This is a genomic window from Planctopirus limnophila DSM 3776 (assembly GCF_000092105.1).
In the GTDB taxonomy this organism is placed as follows: Bacteria; Planctomycetota; Planctomycetia; order Planctomycetales; family Planctomycetaceae; genus Planctopirus; species Planctopirus limnophila.
On record NC_014148.1, the window covers coordinates 247,625 to 274,073 of the forward strand.

The window sequence follows — 26,449 nt, forward strand, 5'->3', positions numbered from 1 at the left end:
GTGTGACGGCTGGCGATTGCCTGTGGTTTGTACGGTTTTCTATCGATCAAGATTTATCCCTTTGAACCTTCCAGGATCTGGAACATGTCTCGTCCATCAACAGTCAAGTCTCGCTTCTGGAGATCGCTGGTCTTGACTCAACTGGCTTCGGCCGTCTTATTGCTGACTTCACTGGCGTGGGCCTATTCGCCAGTCGCACCATTACGGCAAGCACTCAACCCTGTGCTGACAGCACCGGAAGTGCCTGTACCGCCGCGTACCGAACCACTGTTTATCGCTCCGCTGTACAACGACCCCGAAGTGGTCAGCGATGAAGAACTGGCTTTGGTGCTGAAGAAGGTTCAGCCACGGTTCCCGCAAAAGGCTCTGAAGCCCAACTATGTCGAGCATGCACTCCGCGCCTGGACAATCCACGCGAAATTCAAAGATCCCGAAGTGATGAGTGGCGAACAGATGAAGGAGTTTCTCACCAATCATGGGCAGTTTCTGGCTTCGTGGGGTGAGAAAATTGAGCCGATTCTGGAGGATCGCCAGACGGGTGTCGCCATTCGCTGGGGGAAGGAGCAATGTGCCTCGGTCCATCATGATCATTGGCTGGCCTCGCTGACGGAAGCGGGTGTTTCGCTCCACGAACCTGTCTTTTTGCCTGGTGGGAAGCAGCGAAACATTGGTGATGTCCTGCGGCAATCGATGCTCGATTTCCGCGTCGATGAAATTGAAGTCGAGTGGTCGGCCATGGCGTTTGGCCTGTGGCTCGCTCCGCAGCGTGAGTGGGTGAACAATCAGGGTCGGCAGATCAATTTTGATCTTCTGGCCGAGCGACTGGTTCGCGGACATCAGCGGTTTGGCGTCTGTACCGGAACTCATCGTGTCTATTCACTGATGCTCCTGATTCGACTGGATGATGAATATCACATTCTTTCTCCTGCCGGGCGAGATGTCGCGTGGAAGCATCTGGAGTTTATTCGGGATCAGATTACGGTCTCTCAGTTTGAAGATGGGCACTGGCCATCAAACTGGTCGGATGGGGCACTGGCTCTGAAAGACCCGGTCGAAGATGAACTCTATAAGAAGGTGATTGCCACGGGCCATCATCTGGAATGGCTGGCCATTGCTCCGAAAGAACTGCACCCACCGCGTGAACAGATTCTCAAAGCGGCCGATTGGGTGATCAGCACGACGACCGCGCAGACTCCCGAACAGATTCTGGGAACGTACACCTTCTTCAGTCATGTCGGGAATGCCCTGGCCTTGTGGAGGAACACGCGACCGAACATCTTTTTTGAAGCGTGGGAAGCTCGGGAAAGTGCTGGAGGAAAGTAATTGGGTGTTTGGCATTCGGTGTTTGTCGTTTGAGATTTGAAGCCTGATATCGGAAAAACATCGTCTGACTTCCCCTATCAAACACCGAAAACCCAACACCAAACATCAACTCTCTGGAATCTCTCATGCAGGTCGTGATTACTGCTGTTGGCCCGGATAATGTCGGCTTAGCCGATCCCATCGTGCATTACGTCACGGGGGCGGGGGCGAACATTCATGAGATCCAGATGTTCGACCACGATGCCGAGAAGCAGTTCTCGATGCACCTGCGGATTGAATGGCCGGGTGTCCCCTCCTCAGTGGCTCAACTTCGATCGGCGATGGATCAGATCGGGGCATTGAAGTCGTTAGCCATTCGTGTCTGGAGCCGGGATGAGCATGCCCGCCTGCCGCGACTGGCCATCTGCACGACGTATCGGCCTGAACCGGCTTTGGCCATTCTGCGTGCTATTCGCGATGGCAGGTTGAAGGCCGAAGCAGCCATCATGCTGGGAAACCGCGAGGCTTGCCGGGGCGTGGCGGAACAGTTCGAAGTTCCGTTTGTGAACATCGGTAATGCCAAAGGCGAACCGGACGACAGCCAGTTTGTGCGTGTGCTCGATGATGCGGATGTCGATTATGTGCTCCTGGCCCGTTACATGCGGGTGTTGCCGCCGAATGTCTGCTGGCAGTTTGCCGGGCGGATAATCAATCTTCATCATGGACTGCTACCTCCCTTTCCGGGGTTTCATCCGTACGAAGATGCCTATGCACGGCGGATGCTGACCTTTGGTGCGACAGTCCACTTTATTGTTCCTGAGCTCGATGCCGGGAATCAGATCATTCACCAGAGCACGTTCACCGTGCCCCCGGGAACACCGCTGGCCGATATCAAGCGGCAAGGCGAAACCGATCATGAGCCACAATGCCTGCTCGAAGGCGTGCGGCGGGTGGTTGATCGTGAAGTGGAGTTGCATTTCCAGAGAGTCATTCGCCGGAAGGCAGATTGACCAGCGACATCCACAAGGCTTGCTTGGGAAATTGCACAAGTTCCTAACGCTCGATCCAGACGGGGTATTGTAAATACTTCTGATCGAAGTAAGGGCTCTTTTCGTAGAACCACTGCAGGCGGGCTGTCGCATCTTTGGCAAAGGCGGGATCACTGGCAAGGCGCGCCTCGAACTCGGCTTTCAGTGCCGAGTTTTCCTTCAGAAGCTTTTCAGCGAGCGGAGCAATGGCATAACCTTCGATGTACTCCGTTCGCTGCAGAATCTCATTGAAGAATCCCCAAGCGGCTAAAGAATCGATGTGTGCAGGCTCGAGCAGTGCGATGGCGAGATTGCCGAGAGGCTGATCAGTACTGATCTTCAAGGTGCCTGCAGGAAGAACACGCTTTTGAGACTCAATTTTGACTTGAGTGGTCATTGTCTGGCGACCTTCATTGGGCCTGGGGGCGACGACCGGATTCACCAGACGATAAGATTCCAGTTCGAGCGTGACTGATTCCTGAAGTGGTTCCATGATAATCCCGTGCGATTTGATGACCTCAATCACTTCTCGGGATGTGATCGGGATGTAATAAGCCGAGGGAGGACGGATTTGTACTCCGGGCTTAGTGACGCGATGCACTTTGAGTTGCGGAATGGTGATCGGTTTTCCCAGCCAGCGAACTTCGTTTTTCCCGGAAGCGGGTGAAAAGTACTCTTCGTAAGCTATGCCCAGAAACTCCATGGTGAACTGCGTATCGGCAGGTTCACTCCAGTTCATGCCGATCAACTCAGGTCGATAAGCACGATCCTGCTTCATCGCTGATTGAAGCGAAGCGGCATTCTTTCCGGCCACCTTCAGCGAAGATTCCAGAAGAATGTAAGTGCCAAGTACACGCTGACGGAAAGGTTTCAGTGAATGGTTTTCGACAAGGATGGTCGGGAGATGGATCAAGTCACCGTAGCCAGTCGAGAACCGGGGATTGTAAGGGACATCGACAATTCCTTTGTTGAGATCGCTTTTATCGAGAGCAAAAACCAGAGGCCCCGGGATATGGCCAGCCGCCTGCAAACTTTGATCGAGGCCCGGGCGATAGATCTGATCGAGCCATTTCGCAATCTGCGGCGACCAGGCGAATGATTCGCGATAGCCATGAAATCCGTAGGTGATGTCGTACTGGTAATCCACACCATCCGTGACGTGTATATCGAGGTAGAGCGCAGGTTTGGAAACGGTGATGAGCCTCAGGAGAGCCTGCATTTCGGGGGCCTGGGCCTTCATGTAGTCTCGATTGAGATTCAGGTTTTGTGCGGTGGTGCGCCAGCCTTGGTGAAGTGGGCCGCGCTGGTTCGGGCGATTCCAGCGGGATGTTCGTTCGTGACCATCGGCATTGAGTATCGGGATGAAGAGCAGATTTGCGTGATCGAGCAGATGAGCTTTGCCTCGAAGAGCGATATCGCGAAGCAGCATCATACCCGCATCTTTCCCATCGATTTCACCGGCGTGAATGCCGGCCTGCGCCAGGACAGTCGGCTTGGGACTCTGGCCAAGTTGTTCAAGATTGTCGATCCCTTCTCGGGTCGCGATGACCGCCCGGAGTTCGCGTCCTTCTGCCGTTAAACCAAACGGAACCAGCTTGATCATCGGGGAAGCTTTGGCGAGGTTTTCCAGCCATTGCATGGTGACCTGATAGCCGGGTGTTTCAACAAATCCAGAAGCTTCGGTGGGAGTGATCCACGCCTCGTCGGTTGCCACAATGAGTTTTTCGCTGGCACCGCTCCAGGGGAGAACTGGTGGCAGGTCGGCAGTCATTTCGTCACTGCCCAACACTGTCAATGGTTGGAGAATCAACAATCCCCATAGCCACGAAAAAAGTAGAAATCGACCTGGCTGGCGAGGGAATGAAGGACTCAATGTCGATTTCAAGGGGAACTCGGCTTTCGCTGGAAGCTGGCTGTTCAATGGACTTTGCCTCGTTCGTCGTGACGATGTTGCTCGAACGTTTGTCCTCAGGGTTCTGCATCAGTTCATGACAGAGATGTCAAAATTGTTAGCCCGCAGAGTTTTGGCATCGACTGTGTAAATCCCTTCGCGGCCGCAGAGTGCCTCCCAAGTCTCGGGGGGACTGCTGAAATAAAGAAAGTATCTGGCAGCGACACCGTCAGATTCTTCGACCTCATGAATGGGCTCACTTTGCGACTGCTGCAGATAGTCAATCAGATCATCAAGGGGATACTCGTAAGAGTCTTGGATGGAATCGTAAGCATTTTGCAATTGATTCGCCAAATTCCCGACTTCCTCAGCTGTTAACTCGCGTGTGGTTTCCATGAGATGCCCTTTGTCTATGGAGTGCTCTGTTCTCTGGAGTGAGGAGACTCGACTTCTGGCCCGGCTTCTGACGCGGCTCATTGGCCGGGTCGATTGGGCAGCGAGAAAGTTCGCTTGAGATTACAATCTCAGGCTCTGGGATGATACATGTGATAATGGCTGATCAAGGGAAAGAGTATGGCTCACAGCTTTTTTGGATCGATCGAAAAGGCAGCCGCCGAGCGACTGATTCTGTGGGCCTTTCAGGAAGATCTTGGCGAGCGAGGGGATTTGACCTGTCAGGGGATGATCGACCCGACTTTGGTTGCCACAGTGAAAATCGTCTCACGTCAGCCGGGAATTCTGGCAGGCCTGCCAATTGCCCAGATGATCTATCAACAGATGGATGCATCGATCCAGTGGGAGGCATTCGCTGTCGATGGTGATGAACTGACGGCTGGCCAGGTGGTGGCTGAAGTGACAGGCCCCGTCTCGACATTATTGACCGGCGAGCGAACCGTCCTGAATTTCGTGACACATTTGAGCGGTATTGCTACGCTCACACATCAGTTTGTGGAGTTGGCCCAGGGGACAAAGGCAAAAATCCTGGACACTCGCAAGACATTGCCCGGGTATCGCAGTTTAGCGAAATATGCCGTGCGTTGTGGGGGTGGGCACAACCACCGCATGGGGCTTTATGATGGCATTCTGATTAAAGACAACCATCTTGCGGCCTGGAAATCGAGCGGCTCTATTGCAGAAGCCATTGAGCATGTGCGGGCTCAAATGGGAGCAAACATCGATATCGAGGTGGAAGTCGATACGTTGGAGCAAATGGTCGATGCCATGCGGGCGAAGCCGCAGATCATTCTGCTGGACAATATGACCACTCGCGAATTGACCGAGGCGGTAGCGTATCGCGACCAGCATGCTGCCGAAATCCTGCTGGAAGCTTCGGGAGGTGTGAACCTGACGACAGTGGCGGCCATTGCTGCCACAGGCGTGGATCGCATCAGCATTGGTGCATTGACCCATAGTGCCCCACAGCTGGATCTGGCTCTTGACTGGGGTGCGGCACTGAAGAAATAGCGATCCGCTAATCAGTTCACGGCTCAATAGAGACTCTTCGCTGGAGTACGATCCATGGGTCTTTGTAACGAACGAGCCGACTTGTGAGCGCGAAGGCCAGGATCGATCCTGTCATCGGGATCATCACCAGCATGAGTCGATCGAACGTCGATCCATGCAAAACAAAGTACTGGCTGGCCACCCAGAGTAAACTCTGGCAAACCAGAGCCATGGCTCCATTACAGAACGCGATTTTCATAAACAAAACCGCCAGCGATGAACCGGGATTCCCATCGGTGGGGGAGTTGATGACAGGAATTTTCTGATAGAGACGACGGTAGTTCCAGAGAACCTGCATGATGGCGGAGACTGTTGTTCCCCAGGCCAGCCCCGAGGTTCCCAGCCACCACAACGAGCAGAGTCCTGTCAGCATCCCGGTGGCTGTGCCGATGAATGCGATATTCAAAGGCGTCCAGCGATCATCCAGTGCGTAAAAAGCCCGCTGGGCAATCACCAGCCCGCACATGGCCCAGATCCCGAGGCTATAAGTCTGAATCACGCGGGCAGTCTGTTCAATGGCCGGCCAATTAAAGGCGCCTCGACCAAAGAGCAGATCTGTAACTGGCAGAGCCAGAGAAAATAACCCCACACTGGCAGGGACACCGATCGCTAAGACCAGCCTTGCTGCCAGAGAGATCGAACTGCGAAACGCCTGCCAATCGTGTGCCTGTGCATGACGAGAGAGTAATGGATAGAGCACTGTTCCCAGAGCAACGCCGAAGATTCCCAAAGGAAACTGGTAGAGCCTTTGTCCCAGATACAGAAATGTCGCCGCTCCGGAAGGCAGGGGTGCCTCGATCCCTCCGAGCCAGGCAACACCTTGTCCGCTCGATGTTCCATCGGCCGACAGGAGCCAGCTGATGGCGCTTTCCCAGACGGCACTGAACTGCAGCACGAGCAATGCTCCCAGAATCGGACCCATCCGGCTGATCGTGGCCAAGATTTTTGATCGAGCCTGCCACCAGTCGGACTGATAACGGAACCCGACCTGCCAGAGGGAGGGAACCAAGGCCAGACATTGAATGAACCCCAGCACCACAATCAGCAGCGCCAGGATCTGGATTTGAATCTGTGGAGATTCGATGAGCCAGGCCACAAGTGCCAGAGCCAGGAGCCAACCCAGGTTAAGAACCACCGGGATCAGTGCTGCGGCCATAAACCGATGAAAGGCATGCAGGATGGTCGAAAGCTGAGCAGCGGCACAGACAAAAACGACATAAGGCAAGAGATAAATGGTCAGCCAGCAGAGTAACTGGTTATCGGGATTGGAAAGCCAGGGAAGGACACCCAGCAGAAGTATCAACTGAGTGAAAAGTACGGCCAGACTCAAACCACCAAACAGTAAGATGCACAGCGCCGTCGCTAAGCGGAAAGCCGATCGCTGCCCCTCCTCGCGCTCGACCTCTAACAATTGCGGCAAAAAAGCCGTGGCCAGAACGCCTTCGCCTAAGAGCACTCGTGCCAGATTTGGTAATCGAAAGGCTATTGTAAACGCATCGAGAAGTGGCCCGCTGCCAAAGAGTGCCGCCATGGCTGCATCACGAATCAAGCCAAAGATCCGGCTCAAGAGTGTGCAAAGACTGACAAGACGCCAACTCCCCATGGACTCCTGAGCTCCCTGAACCCGATGAGCAGAAATCGTCTGGGTGTCGAGGTTTGTTTCCGCAGCCAACTCATTCACACGAACGTTCGAGGCTGATGGCGTCTGCGGAGTATTCCGGGCAGATGAACTTTCAGAAGCTGACCCGGATGAAGAAGCAGACATCAAACTTATGACCAGAAAAAAGACCTCGCGGCAGGTCAGTGTGGCGTTAGATCGTTGAGAAATTCAAAGGGATTGCTTGCAGACTCACAACGTGAGGGGCGTCAAGAGCGTTTGAAATTGACCGTTTGACCATGCTCGCGTGTTTAGAAGAGAAATGCCGCAGAAGCTATTCGACCTGCTCGTCTTCACGGGGAGTGAACAGCTTGGGATTGACGGGACGAACCGCAGCTCCTGCCAGAGCAATTTTGGGTGCGGCTTTCAGTTTGACGGTTTTTGGGGCAATGCAGATTTTGTCGTTACAGGTCTGATAGCGAATTTGAATTTCCAGATCATCAACTTCGCCTCCTGCATCACAGGGAACTTCCAGAACTCCTCGCACGGCAAATCGTCCGGAATGACACATCGCTGGCTCTGGAGAAAAATCGACACGGGTCTCTTCTCCTTCCGGGTAATCGATGGGCAACATCCGTAAACCGGCTTTGGATTTAAAGGTCACTTTGATGGGAATCAGATTTTCGGGCTGAGGAGGATTGGCATTCACATGCCAGCCTTCCTGGACATCAAAAATGACGGCAAAGCGGCAGGTACGGCCTGCAGGCAACTGGTCGTACTCCAGATACACATCGGCCCGCACAATGTTCTCTATAGAGCCCTTGCGTGAACCAGAATCGGCTTGTGCATGCACTGTTTGCGATCCTGCGAAGGCCCAGAAGCTCAAAGCCATGACGCTCGCAAAAAGGCCGCCCATCAACAGGGGGCCATACTCTACGACACTCGGTGTATTCAAAAAACGTTTGAACATGATTCGTCACTCACTTGGCATTCCTGCGGAACCTGGAAGGCCCGAGCAGATTCTGGTGGGGCAGGAGCACATCAACTTCTAATTGGCCAGTCGATACTTCTTCAACTTGCTGAAATATGTACTTCGTGGCAAGCCCAACATTCGAGCCGCCTCGGCCTTATTCCCCTGGCACTGTTCGAGGGCCTTTATCAGTAACTGTCGTTCTTCCGATTCGGTCATGTCACTGGCAAAACGTCCAGTTTCGTTCGATGCAGTTTCCCAGACGCTTTCGTTCACAGAAAGTGACTGGGGAAGTGGTTTGCGGCCCCGCCCTTTCGAACGACTTGCGGAACTCTTCTCATGACCGGTCGTCGCACGAGGTTTGGATTCGGTGCGATCTGTTATCGTTTTTGTGGAGTTGGTGAAAGATTTTCCTGAGGAAGAATCTGGTACAGAAACGGGCGATGAGTCCAATGGGGCCACATGGTGCATAGCCCCCCGCTCCTCGGATGCAGCGACAACTTCTGTACCGCTGACACTTTCGACCACCAGAGGTTGCATGGCGCTCTCCATGCGGCGAATCGCGGATGTTTCCAGACGACGGAGTGCCGGAGGTAAATCCGCCAGAGTGACCGTGTTCGACTCCGAAAGAACGACAGCCCGTTCAATCACGTTCTCAAGCTCGCGAATGTTGCCTGGCCATTGGTAGGCCAGCAAGGCTGCGAGTGCACTTTCGTCGATGCGAAAGACGCGCTTCCCCGTCTTGTTGGCGGCTTGTTTGAGAAAATGCCGGAAGAGTTCGTACAGATCGTCTTTGCGTTCGCGCAGGGCAGGCAAGGCAATATGGACGACATTCAAGCGATAATATAAATCCTCCCGGAAGCGGCTGTCTCGAATCGCCTGTTCAAGATTTTTGTGGGTTGCTGCTACTACACGAACATCACAGCGTAAGGTCTCACTGCTCCCCACTCGTTCAAAGGTTCGCTGCTGCAAAACGCGAAGCAATTTGACCTGCGTTTCGAGAGGGATTTCCCCAATTTCATCCAGGAAGAGTGTGCCTCCATTGGCCAGTTCAAATCGACCGGGCTTATCCGCATAAGCGCCAGTAAATGAGCCTTTCACATGGCCAAACAATTCACTCTCTAAAAGTCCTGTCGAAAGTGCAGCGCAATGGACAATGACCAGAGGTCCATCGCGACGCGGACTGTTGGCATGGATCGCCTGTGCCAATAGTTCTTTGCCAGTGCCACTCTCACCAGTAATCAGGACTGAAGAATCGCTGGCAGCGGCTTTGCGAACGACTTCCAGCACTTCCATCAGTGCCTGGCTGGAACCGCGAATCATGCCGCGATTAAACTCAGTGACTGGTGCCGGGCTTTCTGGTTCCTGAGATTCGTTGATTTCGGCCTGCAACATAAGGATCTGCTGCTTCTGCTGTTCGATTCGATCAACCTTCAAACGAAGCTCTTCGTTGAGTCGACTGAGATCTTTATGCACCTTGGCACAATGGAGTGCCACGCCGGTGATCTGCCCCATCGCGGTCAGAAATGTGATATCTTCTGCGGAGTAGACGCCATTGGTTTGCCGCGGCCCCAGCACCACGAAGCCCGAAAGTTCTCCTTCAACTTCGAGGGCATGAATCAGTTCGGCCTGGAGATCTCGCAAAAACGACTGCACCGGATTCATACTGTCGCGTGAAGCCGCCGGGACAGCCTGGAGTGTGGTCGCTGCCGCCAATGTCATCACAAAATCAGCCGATGTCGAAATCTGCATTGAGACGTTGGGCCACACGCCTTCGGCGGCAATCAAACGGAAGTTTGTGCTGCGGCCTTCCCGCAGATAGATCGCAGCGCGTTCGGCCTGTATCACATCCTGACAAGAACCTGCCATGCGCTGTGCTAACGATTCGGCATCCGCCAGTTGTCCGACGGCTCGATTCATCCGTTGCAGCACTTTATCGAGCTGATACTTCTCGCGGAAAAATCTTCGATCAACCAGCCTTTGCCAGACATCCCGTGCCCAGAGAAACATGCCGACAGTCACGACGAGAATTGCCGCGACGACCACAAGTTGAGGGGACGTTAACTGCTCTCGCCAGGAGACTGCTGCCACAGCCGTCATCGCAATGGCAATTGAGACCACCAGAGTGGTGCCAAAGCTCAAGACATAATAGAGCATCCCACGACTGACGACCTGATCAACCAGCATCAGTTTGAAACGACTGATGCCAACGGCATACGCCAGCATGAAAACCAGACTGGCAAAGAACATTGGCCAGCGGCCGCCACCCAGGGCAAAATCCGCCCGCGAGACACCCGCCAGCAGCAGTGTGTAGCCAATCAAAAGTGTCGCAATCAGACCGGCCCAGAGAATCCATTTGACCTGATTTCGTTCAACCGGATTGCGCGTTGTCCAGAAACCGTGCACCAACGCAGCAATAATCCCGGCGAAGTAAAACGCAGCAATCGAAACATAGATGTAGACCCCGTTTTTCAGGGCCACGAGCCAGCCAAACATCTGTAAGGCACGGGCTTCCACAGAAATTCCCGTGGTCGCCATCAACCACCAGATCGACCATTCGGCCAGCAGAAACAGCACCAGAGCTGCGATGGGGATCGCATAGATGCCGACCAGCGTCTCAAACGAATAGCGGTCAATGGGTGGTTTCGGTCGTGGATATATCAGGAAGAAGTGAAACGTCACCACAGGCACCATGATGGCTGTGATCGCAAATGGCAGATTGAGCCAGGGGTTTCCTGCAATCACCCACCAGTGAAAACCGCCCACGAATGCAGAGATCGTGACCAGACACATGGAGAAAAAGAGTTGAGCGGGGTGGTCAAAAGGACGCCGCCAGAAGGCGATGGCGCTCACAGAAAAAATCGCGAGCTGGAAGAGAAACCAGACGAGAGTGAGCCCAATCTCATCCAGCGGGACACCCTGAACAGCCAGTGAGGCAACGTAGACTTTGTCATCTTCAGGGCGATAAAACTCGATTTCGACCCAGCGAGGCCCCCCTTCTTCCTGAACCAGCTTGGGTAATTGCTGCTCTAAAGGATCCCCACCCGCCAGCATTCGCCCACCTGGTGGTGTGGGGGCTGTCCGTAGCCAGTCCATGTAGCGGAAGAAATCGAGTGACGTGCCAAGTCTCTGCTCACCAATGCGGAGAAGTTCATCGCCAGGTTGCGGCCTGGGCCCCTTGAATTCAATTCCAGGGGTCTTGCGGATGATAATCGACGTCAACTTGCCGGGTTGCAGGGGTTTGTCGACCAGCAGGCAGCGCAGTCTCACATCAGGTGCTGTGGCCACATAGACGAGAGCGATCATGCAGTAGACAAGAGAGCAACCTCCCAAAGCTGCCAGCACCGGCCGCACCCATCGCCTGGCAGCACTCATTTTGCCCTCTCCTGGATCAAGTAACAGATGGCAGAGTCAAAGAACTCAGCGCCGATTCGTAGAAATCAATCTATCCTCAGCGGCGCCGATTGCAATTGAAACCGACCCGCTGAGCGCCGAAATGACAAATTAGCCAGTGCAATCAATAAGTCATCAGCATAAATCGGCGCCGATGTTGACTTTTGCAAATTTATCAGAACAGACACAAAGCCATTCATAGTAATGAAATAAGTTTTGAAGTTATTTGTTTCAGAACACGTGTTTGCTGAAGTCGATAGATTGCGGCACGGTGGTTGCATGACTTTATGCTATCGACGAAAAGTCGACTTCCTTTACCCCAGCCGCCCCTGGAGAATTGTCAGTCTCAACAAGATCCGTGCGTTCCCGATCCACTGAAAAGCGACCCAACCCACAAGTTTTTCAGCTATCTTTCTTGAACACACCACGCGGACTTGTGAGAACTGTCTCCAGGGGCTTTTTCGTTTTTTGATTTCTCTGGCTCAGCCCTTTTCATAAGAAATGCCAGATCATCTGGCCAATCTTCTTCGGGCCAATCTTTGTGGGGGCTGTGTGGTGCGTTGGATTCTCGGAAGCAGGTCGCCCAGACGTCTCGAACTGTTGAAGGCTTTTGACCCTCGAGGTGACATCCGTGCAGTTCCTCCGCGATCTCCAGATGAGATGGAATTCGAAGGACTTCATCGCTGGGATGAGATTGTTGAGCGTTCACTTTTGATCGCTCAAACCAAATATGAAGATGTCTGGGAACAGGTGGCGCGGGAGAATCTGGAAAACACACTGATTCTTTGTGGCGACACGACCGTACTGTGCGAAACAGAGCCGGGTTCCTGGTTGGCAATCGGACAACCACCGGTGGATGACCCGCAGCATCAGGTGCTTCGAAAATGGTTGGGGCAATTCCTCGCCAACCGGACTCATCGCGTTCTCAGCTCTTGTGTGCTGAGATTGGCTTCCGGCGAATTACGGCAAGGTTCAATTGTGACGAATGTCACTTTCCGCTCCGATGTCGAACAATGGCTCGACTGGTATCTTTCGCTCAACGAATCTGCCGGGAGGGCTGGTGGCTACGCGATTCAAGGTGCGGGAAGTATCTTTGTGGACAAGATCGAAGGCAGTCTCAGCAATGTCATCGGGTTGCCGCTCGAACTGCTTGCCGAATGGACAGCCTGCCGCCGGTAAGCTTTCCGCAAGCGTTAACAGTTCAAGCCCAGCTTTTTCAGGAAGTCTCCGACAACGCGATGTCGTTACCATTACCAGATGCTGCGGGTTTTGTGGGGAACAATTCGGCTAACCAATTGCCCGAAACGGCGTCGTCACTTGGGCGACAACATCCTCAGCCATCCCAGGATTTATCGTGGTGGATTGGTCGCCGGCAGATCCCTTCTCGTTATGGATTGGCGCCTTTGGCGGGTTACACCCAGCGGCCTTTCCGCGTGGCATTAAGGGAGCTGGGAGGCATGGGGCTGGCCACGACCGATCTGGTTCATGCGGTCAAACTGCTGTCGAACAACGCGTTTTCTCAACAACTCATTGCGACAAGTCTGCTGGATCAACCGCTCAGCGTTCAACTTTTTGGAGCCGATCCCACGCATGTGGCGACGGCTGCCCGCTGGCTGGAAGACCTGGGCTATGAAGGAGTTGATCTCAACATGGGTTGCCCGATGGCAAAGGTCAACAGCCAGGGTGGCGGGGCACGGCTGATGTGTGACCCAACGGGGGCAACCAGGCTGGTTGCTCTGGTCGTGGCCTCTGTTTCAATTCCTGTCACGGTGAAAATGCGGCTCGGCTGGGATGCTCAATCATTGAGTGCCCCACTTCTGGCCAGGCAGTTTGAAGAGGTCGGGGCGGCTGCGATCACAATTCATGGTCGGACGAGAGCTCAGGGATTTTCTGGCAAGGTCAGCCGTGAAGGGATTGCTGCCACAGTCGCTGCCGTGCAATCGATTCCGGTTATTGGGAATGGGGATGTCCGAACTGTAGAAGACGCCATTTCCATGCGGCGAGAAACCGGGTGTGCGGCTGTGGCGATTGGCCGGGGAGCCATGCTCGATCCGTGGATCTTTCGCAAACTTCATGACTTTGAAATGACGGGTCAATATGCTGAGCCCGGCCCGGAAGAGCAGATCCAGTTTCTCGTCACTCACTTTCGCGAGATGGTTGATCTCTTTGGAGAGCAGGCGACGCGACTCTTTCGCAAGTTCGCCGGGTGGTACGGCGCCCGGTTAGGAATTCCTCAAGACCTGGAGGATCGACTTCGCCGGGTCGAGTCTCTTTCAGAATTCGAGGAAATTGTGGCTGAAATCCGTGAACGTCATGGCGAGGAACCGCCTCGTATTCCGACAGCCCTGTTGAAAGTCCCAAATGGGCCGAACGAACTCTGGTAACATCAAGAAGGCACAACAGTATATGCTTCAATTGGTTACGACAATCGGCCTGGGTGGTTTGATCGTCTTGGCCTTGCCCGCTTGAAAGCAGTCGTATGAGTTCCTAAACTTCTTGCACAAGCCCCTATAGCTCAATTGGTAGAGCAGCAGACTCTTAATCTGTTTGTTGTAGGTTCGAGTCCTACTGGGGGCACTTCTTCTGTATTGCCAGAACCAGTTAAAGCCTCTGCAAATCGTATTGCAGGGGCTTGTTTTTTTGCTGGAGTTGGTTCGCCATCGCGTGGAGCGAAACGGCGTATTCCCTAGGACTCCTGAAGATCGCGTTACGTTAGCTCGACGCCCATCGTTCCAAAGAACCATTTCATATCCTGCCAGACATCTTTTTTTGCAGGTGGGTTACGCAGCAGGTACGAGGGGTGATAGGTGCAGCAGACTTTCGCTCTGCCATACTCAAAGAGTTTGCCGCGAAGTTTGCCAATGGCCTCGGTCGTTCCCAGAAGATTCTTCGCCGCCGTTGAACCCCAGCAGATGATGTATTCGGGATTTACAATCGAGATCTGTCCATCGAGCCATTCGCGGCAATTTCCAGCTTCTTCTGGTGAGGGCAGGCGATTGCCTGGCGGCCGGCATCTCAAAATATTGCAGATGTAGATTTCCTCTCTCTTGAGTTTACAGGCGGCAATAATGCCATCCAGAAGCTGGCCCGCACGACCGACAAACGGAACTCCTGTCGCATCCTCGTCTGCTCCCGGTGCTTCGCCCAGAAACATGATTTTTGCCTGCGGATTTCCCACGCCGAAGACCGTCTGTTTGCGGGTACTCGCTAATTCCGGGCAGCGGGTACAGTTCGCCACGCACTTTTTCAGTTTCTCAAGCTCATGGACACGTTCTGCCAGAGGAAGATTCAACAACTTGGGTGGCTGTGGAGCGATTCCGCTTGCCGTTGGGGCGGGCGGCGCCATTTGCGAACGCGCACTGCGCTTGGCCATTTCAAGTTCCTCAGGGGCGATTAGTCGTGATGAATCTGTCAAACGGGCTGCTGCTGTGTTCGCTTCTGCTGAATGCGATGCACCCCGCACGCGAGACGGTTCGAGTGGTGCTGTTGCGGGAGTGGTCAATAGAGGCAGCAGTTGCAGAATCTCGGGGCTCCAATGGCTCACGCCACTGCGAGCCACGATTTCCAGTTCCTGCCTGAGTGCCCGCCGCAATTGATCTCCCGGATTGCCACGATCAATCGTCATGCGGTCTCTCCCGGAATGATCACTGGTGGAGTTGTGGTCACAGCATCAAGGGGAGTCGTAGCGGCTTCCAGTTCGCTCAGATTGACAGTGGGTGGCCTGAAGAAGATCAGCAGTGGCACGAGCAGGCCCGCACCCACCCAGAACGTAAATTGCTCCGAGAGTCCAAAACTCCCCAGAATTTTGACAGAGACGATGTAGATGACCCCTGCCAGAGCAATGCCGATCCAGTTGACCAGATTCATCACACCAATAATGCGGCCCTTCTGCCCATCACTGGCCATGGCCTGTAGGAATGTCTGCAAAGGGACACTGTACATCCCGGCAAACAGCCCCACACCAACAAGAGCGATGCTGGCACCAATGGGGCTCAACCACGGTTTGCCCTTGAAGCCTTCAGCACCGGGCATGCCCAGCAGAATAAGACAGCCAGTCAGTCCGACAAGGCCGACCGTAACCAGTCGCCCGCGAACTTTATCGCGGCACCAGATCCCGGCGAAGACACAGCCGACGGCAATTCCCAGGCCCGTTGTGGCTGCCATCAGGCCTGTCTGGGTATCCGAAAATCCATGGATGGTTTTCCCGAGAGCGTTGATCGAATTGGGGTAGACCATCCCGGCGACCATCCAGAAGACCGACGAAGCGATGAGAACTGGCAGCAAACCTTTTTTGCTGGTAATCAGTTGCCACGTCGAGCGAGAAATGAACATTGATCCCAGTGTAAATTTCAAATGAGGATCAGCGACGCCGGGCTCGCGGAGCAGTAGCACGGTGATCGTGCCTGTGATGGCGACAAACAAACAGGCGATACTGGCAATCCAGAGTCGTCCATGAAACAGATCGGCCAGAAAACCGGCGAGTGCCAGGCCGAAAATGATGGCCAGAAAGGTGGTCATCAGGAGCAGGCCGTTGGCTTTGGGCAGCTCGGATTTGTGGAAGAGTTCGGGCAGGATGCCATACTTGGGGGGGCCGAACATCGCACTGTGTGCCCCCATCAATCCGAGAATCAGAATCAGGAGCGGAAGTGACCCCAGATAGAAGCCGATGAGACCCGCGAGTACCAGGCCGATCTCGGCAATCTTGCACCAGAAGGCAATGGTTCGCTTGCTGAAACGATCAGAAAGAAAACCAGCGAAGCCTGAAAGAAAGATGAACGGCACCGAGAAAGCCACTGTGGCTAACCCTTGATTCAGCCCTTTGTTATCCGGGGTATTTGGCCCGAAGATCGGCGGGGCTGCCACACAAATGAGCAACACGAGTTCTTTGAAAAGATTATCGTTAAACGCACCCAGGAATTGCGTGGCGTTGAGTCCCCAGAAGGCTCTGTCTTTCAGCAGTGGCTGGTTGGAAAGAGCCGTAGTCATGAGGCATTTCCTGATGAAGTCGTCGGGCAAGATTTTGAGAGATGGATGAGAATCATGTGCAGAAATGTGGCTGGAGTCTAGCTGAAGCGGGGTGGGATGTCTTGCCAGAAGGTTTTTGCATCGACATCAATTCGTCGCCGTTGGTTCTTATGGGTGTTTGCCGGACAGGCCACGCCCTTTCGCACTGTTTCCATTTCTGGGCCTCCAGCGTCGTGCCACCCTTCAAAGTGCCACCCGTTGAGTGGGTGAAAGGTGCACCCCGCACTGTCGCCATCAAAGATTACTTCGATTCGCGGCGTTCGCGGGCGTAGCGAATGCGGCAACCTCGGGCGATCACTTCGGCTTTGGGGACGGGTTGACCTGACAGGATGGCATCCAGAGCTGCCGAGACATACTTGACTTCGACACTTTCGGCTTCGGTCTTATCGTCCATGGCACCCATGTAAGCAATCTTCCGTTCTCCATCGAGCACATAAAACTCGGGAGTAAAAATCGCCCCGTAATCCTTGGCGATTTTCTGCGTCTCATCATACAGGTAAGGGAACGAGTAACCTTTCTTTTGAACGCGCTGAGTAATTGCTTCCAGACGATCCTGCGGAACCTGATTCACACAGACAGCGACCACCTCGACTCCCCGTGGTGCGTAATCTTTTCGCAGCTTTTCAATACGTTCTTCGTAGTCCACAGCCGTCGGACAGGAGAGGCAGGTAAAGACGAGGACCACGGCTTTACACTCCGCCAAATCCGCGAGCGAATGCTCCTTACCATCGGCACCGGGCAGTTTGCTCCAGGCGGGAGCCTTGTCGCCAATGCTGAGGACAGTGTTGAATTCACCGGCAGCCAGCAGAGCCGGCCAGGCCAGCCACAGGCCGATGAAAATCATGTTCCGGGCGATCGAATGGAAGAGCATGCATCATTCCTTGCCTTGAGGCGCGGGGTGTCAGACTAGTCACGAAGAACATGCATTCTACTGCAAATGGACTCTTTTTCGCCCGAAATCTGGCCATCACCAGGAAGTTCAATTCTCAGCGGGAAAGGACGTGAACTCTGATTATGGTTCACAAGCGAATCTAGCCATAACCGGCGGTTTGATTGCCGAATTCCCGCGATAGGTGTACAACGATGACACTCAAGGAGTGGGTTTTGCCATGCACCAGTTTTCGCGAACATTCGATCGCGGATTGACGACGATTCGAGAAATCGAATGGGTTTCGTCTCCCAGGAGATCAGCAGCCGAGGAGAGGCTATGCTCCGGGTGTGTCTGCAGATTCTGGCAGAAGGTGTCTCGCCCGGATGTGTTGCGGATTGAGGGCAGCCGATGAAGTCTTCCCGCCGTACACCTAAGATCCTGTTTGCAGGTGGTGGTACCGGCGGGCACCTGTTTCCCGGTCTGGCAACGGCTGCGGCCATCGAAGAGATCTGCCCGAAGGCGAAGTTTTTATTTGCCGGGACAGAGCGACCGCTGGAACGTGAGATTCTGGCGACGAGCCCTTACGAGCAGACAACGTTACCAGCCGAGCCATTACGCAATCTGTGGCAATCGCCACTGCGGTTTCTCAGCCGAAGTTTTACAGCCTGGCGGGCAGCCCTGAAAATTGTCGATCAATTCAAGCCCACCACGGTCGTGGGGTTGGGTGGTTATGCGAGTGTGCCGATGCTGCTGGCAGCCCGGCGCCGCAAGATTCCTTATATTCTGCTGGAACAGAACACGATTCCAGGGCGTGCGACTCGCTGCATGGCGACAAAAGCCCATTGCATCTGCGTGACGTTCGATGAAACCAGAGCTTATCTGCCACGTTCGTGCAAAGTTCTTGTGACCGGCAATCCACTCCGCACCGAAATTTGCCAACTGGCCGAGACGGCGTATACACCCGAACGGAAGACACTGGTGATTCTCGGTGGTAGCCAGGGGGCAGATCGACTCAATGAAGCGGTCGCACTCATGCTCGAGCAGAATGGCAAAATGCTTGAGGGCTGGGATGTGATTCATCAATCGGGGCCGAGGCAGGAAGTTGCCCTGAAAGCCCGGTACGCTCGCAGGTCGTTGCCTTGTGAAGTGCACGCGTTTATCAAGGACATGCAGAGTGTTTATCGCCGAGCCGGGATTGCGATTGCCCGCTCAGGAGCCACGACACTTTCAGAGCTGGCCTGTGCAGGGATTCCGTCAATTCTAGTGCCCTACCCTGAATCGTCGGATGGACATCAATTGCGCAATGCCGAAAGTTTTGCCAAGCGGCAGGCCTCACTCGTTGTCGAGCAGGCGGCTGATGTTCTGGAAACATCAAAGCAGCTTGAAGCCGCTCTGAACGCTCTGGTTACGGACTACCGTCATCGTGAAGCAATGTCGCGAGAAGCGAAGAGCTGGGCCCGGCTGGATGCCGCCCGGCGGATCGCTGCTGAAGTGCTGGAACTCGCTCAACTCGACAAAAATCATCTCAAGGAAGCGACGTAATGGATCAACGGGATTTGCCACTCCTGCTGGTGACAGGGACAACTGGACTGGTCGGTCGGCATGTGGTGTTGTGGGCCGCTAAAAATGGCTATCGCGTACGGGGACTGGTTCGTAAGCCGTCGTCGTGTGCCGGTTTCTTTCCGGAAGAGTTGATGCCGGTGATTGAATTGGTGGAAGGAGATCTGGAGGACGGCGTCAGCCTGGAAAAGGCCGTTCAGAATGTCAACTTCATTGTCCATTGTGCGGCCAAAGTGGGCGACTGGGGCCCGACGGAAGAGTATCGCCAGGTGAATGTCGAAGGGACACGACTGCTGATCGAAGCGGCACGGAAACAGCCGGCGTTTGAGAAGTTCGTGCACATCAGCTCTTTGGGTGTCTTCCCGGCAAAAGATCATTACGGAACCGATGAGGATGTCCCGGTCAGCACTTCCGGGATCGACGGCTACACATTGACCAAGCGGGAGTCTGAACAGCTCGTCAGCGATTACTCGCAGAAAGAAAAGTTTCCGGCAGTGATCCTGCGCCCTGGATTTATCTATGGCCCGGGCGATCGCTCAGTTCTGCCAAGGCTCATTGAGAGGCTTAAGACAAAGCAGTTCGCTTATCTGGGTTCGCCCGAAAAACTGATGAATAACACTTCGGTGCACAATCTGGTGCAGGCAGTCGCGACTGTGCTGAAACACACGACACCCGCGGGAAGAATCTATCATGTGACTGATGGTCGGCTCGTCACCAAGCGTGAGTTTGTCGAGACCGTGGCCCGATGTGCGAAACTGCCTTTGCCGAAAAAGGTGGTTCCTTTGCCTGTTGCAAAAGTTCTGGCCAAAGTGCTGGAGCGTATCTGGAAGCTGCTTGGTAAGCAGGAAGCTCCGCTGCTCTCGAGCGCGCGAATCAAATTTCTGGGATTGAATCTCGACTTCAGCTCACATCGTCTTCAGATGGAACTTGGTTACCAGCCTGTGATCGATTTTCAACAGGCGATGCCAGCCGCCGTGGCTGATCTTTGTGGTGCACCTGCTGAAACTTTCGTGGAACCACCTCAGCGGAAGATTGCCTGATGAACGCTGTATTCGAATCAGACAAGCTCCGTCGAGCGGCGAAATGGTTCTGCTCGTGGGAAGGTTTTCTCGTCTGGGCGTTCATCCCTTACGCGCTGTCACTCGGCCCGTTTTTCTGGTCGTGGTATGGGGCAATTTTCGAGTTGCGATCCGCCTGGTGGCTGGGTGCTTATGTGCCACTGCAGGTGCAGATATGGCTCTGCCCGATCTATGGCGATCTGCTCGACTGGTATCTTCACTGGTGGATCACGAGTTGATTGAACTTAGGGACGACCAGCTTACTTGTAGCCAAGATTGCGTTCGATATCGCGGGCTTCTTTGGACATGAGCAGATTCTTGAGAGGATCACGCTCATCTTCGAGGGCTTTGCTGCCTCGCCCCTGCTGGCCGACGAAGCCCCATTTGTCAGATTCGACGCCGTTCATCGCGTTTTCATCTTTCGCTTCCGGATCGTAGTAGAGTGCTCGCTTCATCTCGGTCATCGTGCAGCCCACAAGAGTCAACCCAAGCAATGTGCAGCCCAGGAGCAGGGCATGACCGGCCCGCCAGCCTGTGCGACTCCGTGATGATCCGTGAAGATTATTCATGATTCGAACCTGAAGTTTTGAGGACAGGCTGGTAGAGCAGTGCCGTCTATCGATAGACATCACAGACGAAGCACTGGCTCCTGTCTCTCAGTTGAAGATGAGGGAAAGATGGCCAGAGTGGTGGAAAAATGAGTGATGGAAAATCAGGGGCAGGAGGAAGTAGCGGGAGTGAGCGGTATCGTTTCTAACCCGCAAACCGTCAAGAAATGTTTGTTCGGCTGAATCTGCCTGAAACGGGAATGCATGCAGGATGGGTGCTCAAGGGGCAAAGTCTGCCGGTCTGTGGCTGAGAAGTCAGAACAACTGGATGCTTTCGCGTTCACTGCTGCGGGAAAGATGCAGCACCTCTTTCTGCAGAGACGATGCAATCTGTTGAATTCCGGAATTGCTGGTGAAAGAGGCCTGAATGTCTTTTGAGGTTTCCATCGAAACGGATCGAGGCGTTGATTTAAGCTGATTTCGCTGACGTCGATAAGTCCGAGTGCTTGTCCCAAGAAGGATCTTGTGTGACACCGCAGATTCTCCCACACCGCTCAAATCGGAGCTATGCGGCAACAGAGCGCATTCAGACAATCCGTTTACAGTTCAACAGAAAATCCGCCGTCGAGCAGATCGTTTCCAAGCTGGGCTGTGGTCGTTTGATTTCTGGACGATTGATCGCCTCGGGATTAATTCTGTGTGTGGTCTTGATGAGTGGTTGTGCGAAGAACCCGCGCGACAGTATCGCCAAACTCTGGGATCATGTTCCCAGTGCTCCCTGGACTGCCGGCAAATCGGCAGAACGGAAGATTGAACAAGAGCAGCCGACAGTTGCTGCGAACTCAGCGGCGACCCTTTCAGCACGCGACGCACAAGCTGCGGATGCTCCGGTCGAAGACCCCTTCGAAGTCGCCATCACTCCCGGTCAATCCACGAAGTCGGTCGACAAGGTTGGTTCAGGTAGTGGTTTGCCGGAAGGCCAGCACTCTGCGATTCACCAGACAAGTATGACAACTGGTTCTGGCAGTACGGATTCATCAACAACATCAGATTCAGAAGCTCCTGCCGTCGCCAAAACCACGGGAGCAAAACTCAAGGATGCTCTTCCTGATCCTCTTTCGGCGACTCCAGGAGATTGGACGAAGGCTTTTGAGCTCGCCAACGGGCTCGAAAAAGCCAAAGAGGCCACCTCACAGGAAGTTTCCCGTATCGGTCAACTCCGCGAGACTCTCGAAGAAGATGCTCAGGCGGTCACCAAACGATCCTTGTCAGAACTGAACGAGTTCCGCTTACGGATTGAATCGTTACTCAGTCATGCCCGACGTCAGATTGAAGCCGGTGAGCTGAAGACAGCGCAGCGATTTGCCCGCCTGGCCAATGAACTCAGTGAAGGGGCTGGTCTGGAATATTCGCCGACAGAAGAGCGACCTCAAGATCTGCTGCATCGGATTGAAGATTTGATCGCACTCTCGAGGCCCGAAGCCGGCGAACTCAAACTCAATGACATGGCGACAGATCAAAAGACTGCCGAGTCGGCACCAGATGCGATCACCAGTTCAACACAACCATCAACAGGTGCAGCTCTCGAAAGCGAGAAGAGTGGTGACATTTCCGAGGAAATGGCCGCTGTGCCTCCTGCACTGCAGGGAAGTGTGAGTGCCAATCGTGCATTACGTGCAATACCAAAAGACAGTCCATCCGATTTCGTGGCAGAAGCGTCTATACCGAGCGACGCTGTCGTGACGGCTCATGTGGTGCAACATGATGTTCCGGAAGCGACATTGCAGCCGCTTTATCTTCCGGGAGTCGAGCAGCTTGGAACTGAAATTCGGACTCGGGGTGAACATGTTCAGTCTGTTGCCGCTTCGAAAACAGAAACTCTGCCCGAAGTACGGGGCCACGATGATAAGCAACCAGCGCGTTCAAAACTGAATGTCGATGCCATTGGTGAATTCGAGCAGTTGGTGGTGAAGTCCGACAGTGCCGAATTGGCATCGAGTCAGAGTCGAAGCAACCAACTGATGACCTGGGTTCCCTGGGTCTTGGGAATTCTCGTAGCGCTGGGCGCAGGGTGGGGTCTGGCACGCAGCACAGGCCGATCTGTCGAAGTGGTGGTTTCGAGCCATTCCGCCTCTGCCGGTCATATCTCATCAAGCGAAACTTCGGGATCTGCCTCCCGTGAGTCGGCTCCGAGCGAACGGTAATCATTACCGTGCCATCAGTTCGGTCACAAAACCAATGATCGGCCGGCCATGAATCTGGCGAGGCCGACTGCGTCCTTTGGCCCGCTGGCGGAAATGTCATTCCTTTTTCAGAGACCAGCCTCTTTTCGTCAACGCCTCATCGGGAATTGTGGGCTAGGTTCCTTGTAACGAGACATCAGATTGTGGCTCGATGAATACAGGGAGTGAAAGAGATGGCCACGGATCCGTGGGGTCGACCGACCTTGCACGATTTGAAAACAGTCATTGAGAGTTTCGAAAAACTCGATGGTGCGAACTCTCGCAACACTGAGCGGATCGAACTGGCAGTGCCAGCCGAGATTACCACCCGGCGTGGAAATCTCATTCCCGCCATGACTCGTGAAATCAGTCGTTATGGCGTGGGATTATTGCATAAGGGGTCACTCAATCCCGGTGATGTCCGTCTCAAAATGGCCAGTGAAACACGCGAATACACCTATAGCGTGGCCATTGAATGGTGTACCCCCGTGGAAAACGGCATGTTCATCAGTGGCGGTCGATTTCTCGGCAAGCCCGAAGTGAGCGACGTCGAAAACTGAGATGGATGCCTCACGGGTTGATCAAAACACTGGCGACTTGATCAAACTCGGTCAACTTGATCTGGCATAAATGGGTTGCTCAGTTCGGAGGGACGACCAGCCTGTCTCGTGGCCCGACTTCGAGCCGATCATTCCGCATGCTCGCGGGGCGATGAGTTAAGTACCAATCGAGCCAGGCTTTCGTGGAGAGCTCCTGCCATTCTTCCCGGGGGCTGCGATAGCGAGTCCCGTTCGAACGCTCCGCCCTTCGGAGAGTATGCCGGGTGGGATCAATGGCCAGTCCTGCAATACCGGCAGGCTCGCTGGCAATGGTACAAAGTGCCCGGCTCGCTTCGAATGCCACATCCGAGTTCTCATCGGAGAGTCGCTCGATCAGGAGCGGGACAGGTTCCAGTTCCCCTGTTTTTCCCAGCGCCCAGCAGGCTGTTCGGCGAATCTCATCACGAGGGTCCTTGACGAGTCGCTGCAGCAGGTCAAGTTTTCCGACAAGATCGTCGCGATTGCCGAGTTGAAACTGCGCCACAATCGCGGCCTGAGCCTTGGCCACATCCTGATCAGAAAGTGATTTGGAAAGGCTTTTCAGGGCTTGATCTGCCAGCTCGGCTGATGTTTTGGGATCTTTGGGTTTATCAACCAGTTGTGCGGCCAAATCGCGTCCACCAACCAGAATACCACCGCCGACACCGGGTGCAGCGCCTTCTCGTTTGAAGAGTGATTCGGTCGCCTTGCCCAGAAATAGCAGCGAGAGGCTGGTGGCTGGCGAAAGTCCGGAAGAATCACGCCAAGAGCCATCGGTCGCCTGATTCTGAATCAGCCAGCGGGCACCGGCGTCGTACCAGTCAACACCGGCAATTTCTTCTTTCGCAGACAAAGCTGCGTACCGCTCAATCGCGTAGAGGTAATAACAGGGAAAGTCAGCCGGCATCCCACGCTGAGCCAGGCGTTCGAGTGCGCGAAAGTTTTTGTCAATGCTGGCATCGAGAACTGACAATTCGAGACGGGTCGGCCTTACGACCACCACAGCCTGATTTTCTTCGGGAGGAGCTTCGGGTCTGACAGGTTCGAGAACTCCAAAACGCTTGCCAATCGAGGCATCGAGGCGACGAGTTTTACCAGCGGCAGTTTTTCCGAAGAGAATCAGTCGAACAACCTGCAAGCTCCCGCCAGCCGCTGCTGTCATGGTGGCCTTGGTTTCCGTCGCACCTGTGGCTGTGGGATGATAACCCGAGCCGCCATCGGCATTTTGTGTCTGCTGGTGCCATCTGGCGGCGCCTTCCCAGGCGTCTGTCGGAATCGTCACTCCGGCTCGATAGGCAGCCCAAAGTCCTAGTACGCCATATTGCGAAATACTGGTGTCGCCATAAATGTCAGTCTGCGAAGGGTAATACCATCCTCCGTGGGCTTTCTGCTGAGCAATCAGATAGTCAGCAATCAGGTTTAAGCTCGGTTTATCGCTGAGATCGCCAGCCGCTTCGAGCAGCATCGCATCGACTGCAGCCGAATAAATGTGGTGCGAGGCAGGCAGATAGCGATTACCTCCGCATCGTTTACGCACATCGGCCAAGGCGTCGGCGACCTTCTTGTCACTCAGATCCGAACCTGATTTCAGCAGTGCATAGCCCGTTAAAGCCAGAGAGGCCTGATCGTCAGCACTTGTCTGAAGGAACGTTCTGGCTCGCTTGATCGCTGTCTGAACTTCGCGAGATTGAACCGTCAGCTTGGCGGACGGTTTGTCATCGGCTGAATTCGCCTGAGGGAAGGAGGTGATGAGAAAGCAGCCAACTGTCAGCCATTTCAGGACAACAGGGCACCACCCACTGTCTTTCAAATGTTGAAAAGGTGGTGCAGCCATTCGTCGCCTCTTTAGAAATTTACTTGGTGCAAAGCTGCTGATACGACGAGCCTGTCGATCTGTGATGTCATGTCAAGGTCGCGGTATTGCACCGTTATATCTCTGAACTCTGATCATACGGCTCCACGCCTGACAGGCAACCAGCGGTTTCAGCAACAAAAACGTATTCTCAGGAGTGAATCAGCAAGAGTGACTTCGTAGCAGTTCACCAGTCCGAACGCATTCCTGAAAACCAGGTGTCCAGTCTGGTTGGGGCTTTGACATCCTGAGAGTAGAAGCTCATACCTCTTCTCAAGGGGATGGGCTTATTCGTATTATTCGGAGGCAATAAGAACGTCACAAGTAATTGTTTTGAAATAGCTTATGTCTTGCATATCAGGGCTTGCGGGGGATTGCTATGGGGATGAACATCATTCCTGAGGTTATTGTTACGGAGCTTGCGACGCGAAGAATCAGCAAAGAACATGGACTGCAGTCCACTTGACGTGACGGTTTTTCCGACGATGATCCCTGTATTGGGATTCCAGTCTCTCGATGGAGGATTATCGATTCGAAGAGAGTTCTGGAAATGGACCGGCTGAACATGAGGTGATGCCGATCCATGATAGTTGGTTGGGCAGGTTCTGAGACAATATTTCTTAGCTTGAGCGACTTGTTTCCTCTTCAATTCTGAATGAGTGCTTGTGAACTCAAGAAAAGGGATCATCTCCTGAAATCTGGCCCAAGGTATTTTTGAGAGAAATGGAGTTCTCGCGAAGAGTGTGAAAAGACGATGCCCAGACTGCCAGGTTCTGAAACTGGATTTAGAATTTCAGAAACTGGAATGATGGGTTGTCAGCCATGAAACTCAGTCGATCTTTGTACCAAGCTCGACTCCAGCGGATCATCAACGCATGGCCAACTTCCGACGGATTCAGAATTGCTGTGCTGATTTCTCGACAGCTTCTCGGCAGCAGCCTCAGATCGGAAAACGTCCCGCAGACGATTGGAGGCACCTGACCTCTGACTGGTTGGCAGACCTCTGGCGGAAGTTGTTTCCGCAAATGATCCCTATCCCGATCCGCACGAA

At 54.0% G+C, this 26,449-nt stretch carries 20 protein-coding genes and 1 tRNA gene; 11 read left to right on the forward strand and 10 right to left on the reverse strand.

Annotation, left to right across the window (positions count from 1 at the left end; translation table 11 throughout):
- Positions 1-84: 84 nt before the first annotated feature.
- Both PLIM_RS00965 and PLIM_RS00970 read left to right on the forward strand, forming a co-directional pair.
- Positions 85-1,323, forward strand: a complete 1,239-nt coding sequence (locus PLIM_RS00965; RefSeq protein WP_013108473.1) for a hypothetical protein — start codon at positions 85-87, stop codon at positions 1,321-1,323.
- 125 nt (positions 1,324-1,448) lie between these two features.
- Positions 1,449-2,312: a formyltetrahydrofolate deformylase gene (locus PLIM_RS00970; protein WP_013108474.1), complete on the forward strand. Its 864-nt coding sequence runs from the start codon at positions 1,449-1,451 to the stop codon at positions 2,310-2,312.
- A gap of 43 nt (positions 2,313-2,355) precedes the next feature.
- On the opposite strand, the gene PLIM_RS00975 is transcribed toward PLIM_RS00970, so the two are convergent.
- Positions 2,356-4,251: a M14 family metallopeptidase gene (locus tag PLIM_RS00975; RefSeq protein WP_013108475.1), complete on the reverse strand. Its 1,896-nt coding sequence runs from the start codon at positions 4,249-4,251 to the stop codon at positions 2,356-2,358.
- A gap of 60 nt (positions 4,252-4,311) precedes the next feature.
- Entirely contained in the window at positions 4,312-4,617 is a 306-nt protein-coding gene (locus tag PLIM_RS00985; protein WP_013108476.1) for a hypothetical protein, read from the reverse strand.
- A gap of 177 nt (positions 4,618-4,794) precedes the next feature.
- On the opposite strand from PLIM_RS00985, the gene nadC reads away from it, so the two are divergent.
- Positions 4,795-5,685, forward strand: coding sequence for a carboxylating nicotinate-nucleotide diphosphorylase (nadC, locus tag PLIM_RS00990; protein ID WP_013108477.1), 891 nt, complete (start codon positions 4,795-4,797; stop codon positions 5,683-5,685).
- Between the two features lie 16 nt (positions 5,686-5,701).
- Here nadC and murJ read toward each other — a convergent pair whose 3' ends face one another.
- The 3 genes from murJ to PLIM_RS22195 form a co-directional block, all read right to left on the reverse strand.
- Positions 5,702-7,489: a murein biosynthesis integral membrane protein MurJ gene (gene murJ, locus PLIM_RS00995; protein WP_013108478.1), complete on the reverse strand. Its 1,788-nt coding sequence runs from the start codon at positions 7,487-7,489 to the stop codon at positions 5,702-5,704.
- A gap of 166 nt (positions 7,490-7,655) precedes the next feature.
- Positions 7,656-8,291 carry a protein-disulfide reductase DsbD domain-containing protein gene (locus tag PLIM_RS01000; RefSeq protein ID WP_013108479.1) on the reverse strand — a complete coding sequence of 212 codons (636 nt, stop codon included), beginning with the start codon at positions 8,289-8,291 and terminating at the stop codon, positions 7,656-7,658.
- Between the two features lie 78 nt (positions 8,292-8,369).
- Positions 8,370-11,666: a sigma-54-dependent Fis family transcriptional regulator gene (locus tag PLIM_RS22195; protein WP_013108480.1), complete on the reverse strand. Its 3,297-nt coding sequence runs from the start codon at positions 11,664-11,666 to the stop codon at positions 8,370-8,372.
- A gap of 573 nt (positions 11,667-12,239) precedes the next feature.
- Between PLIM_RS22195 and PLIM_RS22200 the strand changes: the two genes are divergently transcribed.
- The 3 genes from PLIM_RS22200 (at position 12,240) to PLIM_RS01020 (ending at position 14,261) form a co-directional block, all read left to right on the forward strand.
- The gene (locus PLIM_RS22200; RefSeq protein WP_196349506.1) at positions 12,240-12,863 is read left to right on the forward strand and encodes a Maf family protein; all 624 of its coding nucleotides are present in this window, start codon (positions 12,240-12,242) and stop codon (positions 12,861-12,863) included.
- A complete protein-coding gene (locus PLIM_RS01015) occupies positions 12,842-14,068 on the forward strand; it encodes a tRNA dihydrouridine synthase (protein ID WP_230849368.1) in 1,227 nt (408 codons plus the stop codon). The genes PLIM_RS22200 and PLIM_RS01015 overlap by 22 nt, the downstream gene beginning before the upstream one ends.
- A 120-nt stretch (positions 14,069-14,188) precedes the next feature.
- A tRNA-Lys gene (locus tag PLIM_RS01020) sits at positions 14,189-14,261 on the forward strand.
- A gap of 130 nt (positions 14,262-14,391) precedes the next feature.
- On the opposite strand, the gene PLIM_RS01025 is transcribed toward PLIM_RS01020, so the two are convergent.
- The 3 genes from PLIM_RS01025 to PLIM_RS01040 form a co-directional block, all read right to left on the reverse strand.
- Positions 14,392-15,309 (reverse strand): uracil-DNA glycosylase, encoded by a 918-nt coding sequence (locus tag PLIM_RS01025; RefSeq protein WP_013108483.1) that lies wholly within the window; start codon positions 15,307-15,309, stop codon positions 14,392-14,394.
- Positions 15,306-16,670, reverse strand: a complete 1,365-nt coding sequence (locus PLIM_RS01030; RefSeq protein WP_013108484.1) for an MFS transporter — start codon at positions 16,668-16,670, stop codon at positions 15,306-15,308. Before PLIM_RS01030 ends, PLIM_RS01025 begins: the two co-directional genes overlap by 4 nt.
- Before the next feature lie 280 nt (positions 16,671-16,950).
- On the reverse strand, positions 16,951-17,580 hold the full coding sequence (locus PLIM_RS01040) for a thioredoxin family protein (RefSeq protein WP_013108486.1): 630 nt from the start codon (positions 17,578-17,580) through the stop codon (positions 16,951-16,953).
- A gap of 408 nt (positions 17,581-17,988) precedes the next feature.
- Here PLIM_RS01040 and murG point away from each other — a divergent pair, with 408 nt between their 5' ends.
- From murG to PLIM_RS01055, 3 genes are read left to right on the forward strand one after another with little or no spacing between them, the layout of a single operon-like run.
- Positions 17,989-19,122: an undecaprenyldiphospho-muramoylpentapeptide beta-N-acetylglucosaminyltransferase gene (murG, locus tag PLIM_RS01045; RefSeq protein WP_013108488.1), complete on the forward strand. Its 1,134-nt coding sequence runs from the start codon at positions 17,989-17,991 to the stop codon at positions 19,120-19,122.
- Positions 19,122-20,180, forward strand: a complete 1,059-nt coding sequence (locus PLIM_RS01050) for an NAD-dependent epimerase/dehydratase family protein (protein WP_013108489.1) — start codon at positions 19,122-19,124, stop codon at positions 20,178-20,180. Before murG ends, PLIM_RS01050 begins: the two co-directional genes overlap by 1 nt.
- A complete protein-coding gene (locus PLIM_RS01055) occupies positions 20,180-20,437 on the forward strand; it encodes a hypothetical protein (protein WP_013108490.1) in 258 nt (85 codons plus the stop codon). Before PLIM_RS01050 ends, PLIM_RS01055 begins: the two co-directional genes overlap by 1 nt.
- Positions 20,438-20,458: 21 nt before the next feature.
- Here the strand turns inward: PLIM_RS01055 and PLIM_RS01060 are convergent, their stop codons facing one another.
- Positions 20,459-20,767 (reverse strand): hypothetical protein, encoded by a 309-nt coding sequence (locus tag PLIM_RS01060; protein ID WP_013108491.1) that lies wholly within the window; start codon positions 20,765-20,767, stop codon positions 20,459-20,461.
- Positions 20,768-21,273: 506 nt separating this feature from the next.
- Here PLIM_RS01060 and PLIM_RS01065 point away from each other — a divergent pair.
- Both PLIM_RS01065 and PLIM_RS01070 read left to right on the forward strand, forming a co-directional pair.
- Positions 21,274-22,950 (forward strand): hypothetical protein, encoded by a 1,677-nt coding sequence (locus tag PLIM_RS01065; protein ID WP_013108492.1) that lies wholly within the window; start codon positions 21,274-21,276, stop codon positions 22,948-22,950.
- A gap of 212 nt (positions 22,951-23,162) precedes the next feature.
- Positions 23,163-23,528, forward strand: a complete 366-nt coding sequence (locus tag PLIM_RS01070) for a PilZ domain-containing protein (protein WP_013108493.1) — start codon at positions 23,163-23,165, stop codon at positions 23,526-23,528.
- A 79-nt stretch (positions 23,529-23,607) separates the two neighbouring features.
- Here PLIM_RS01070 and PLIM_RS01075 read toward each other — a convergent pair whose 3' ends face one another.
- Positions 23,608-25,380: a HEAT repeat domain-containing protein gene (locus tag PLIM_RS01075; RefSeq protein WP_013108494.1), complete on the reverse strand. Its 1,773-nt coding sequence runs from the start codon at positions 25,378-25,380 to the stop codon at positions 23,608-23,610.
- Positions 25,381-26,449: the final 1,069 nt, after the last annotated feature.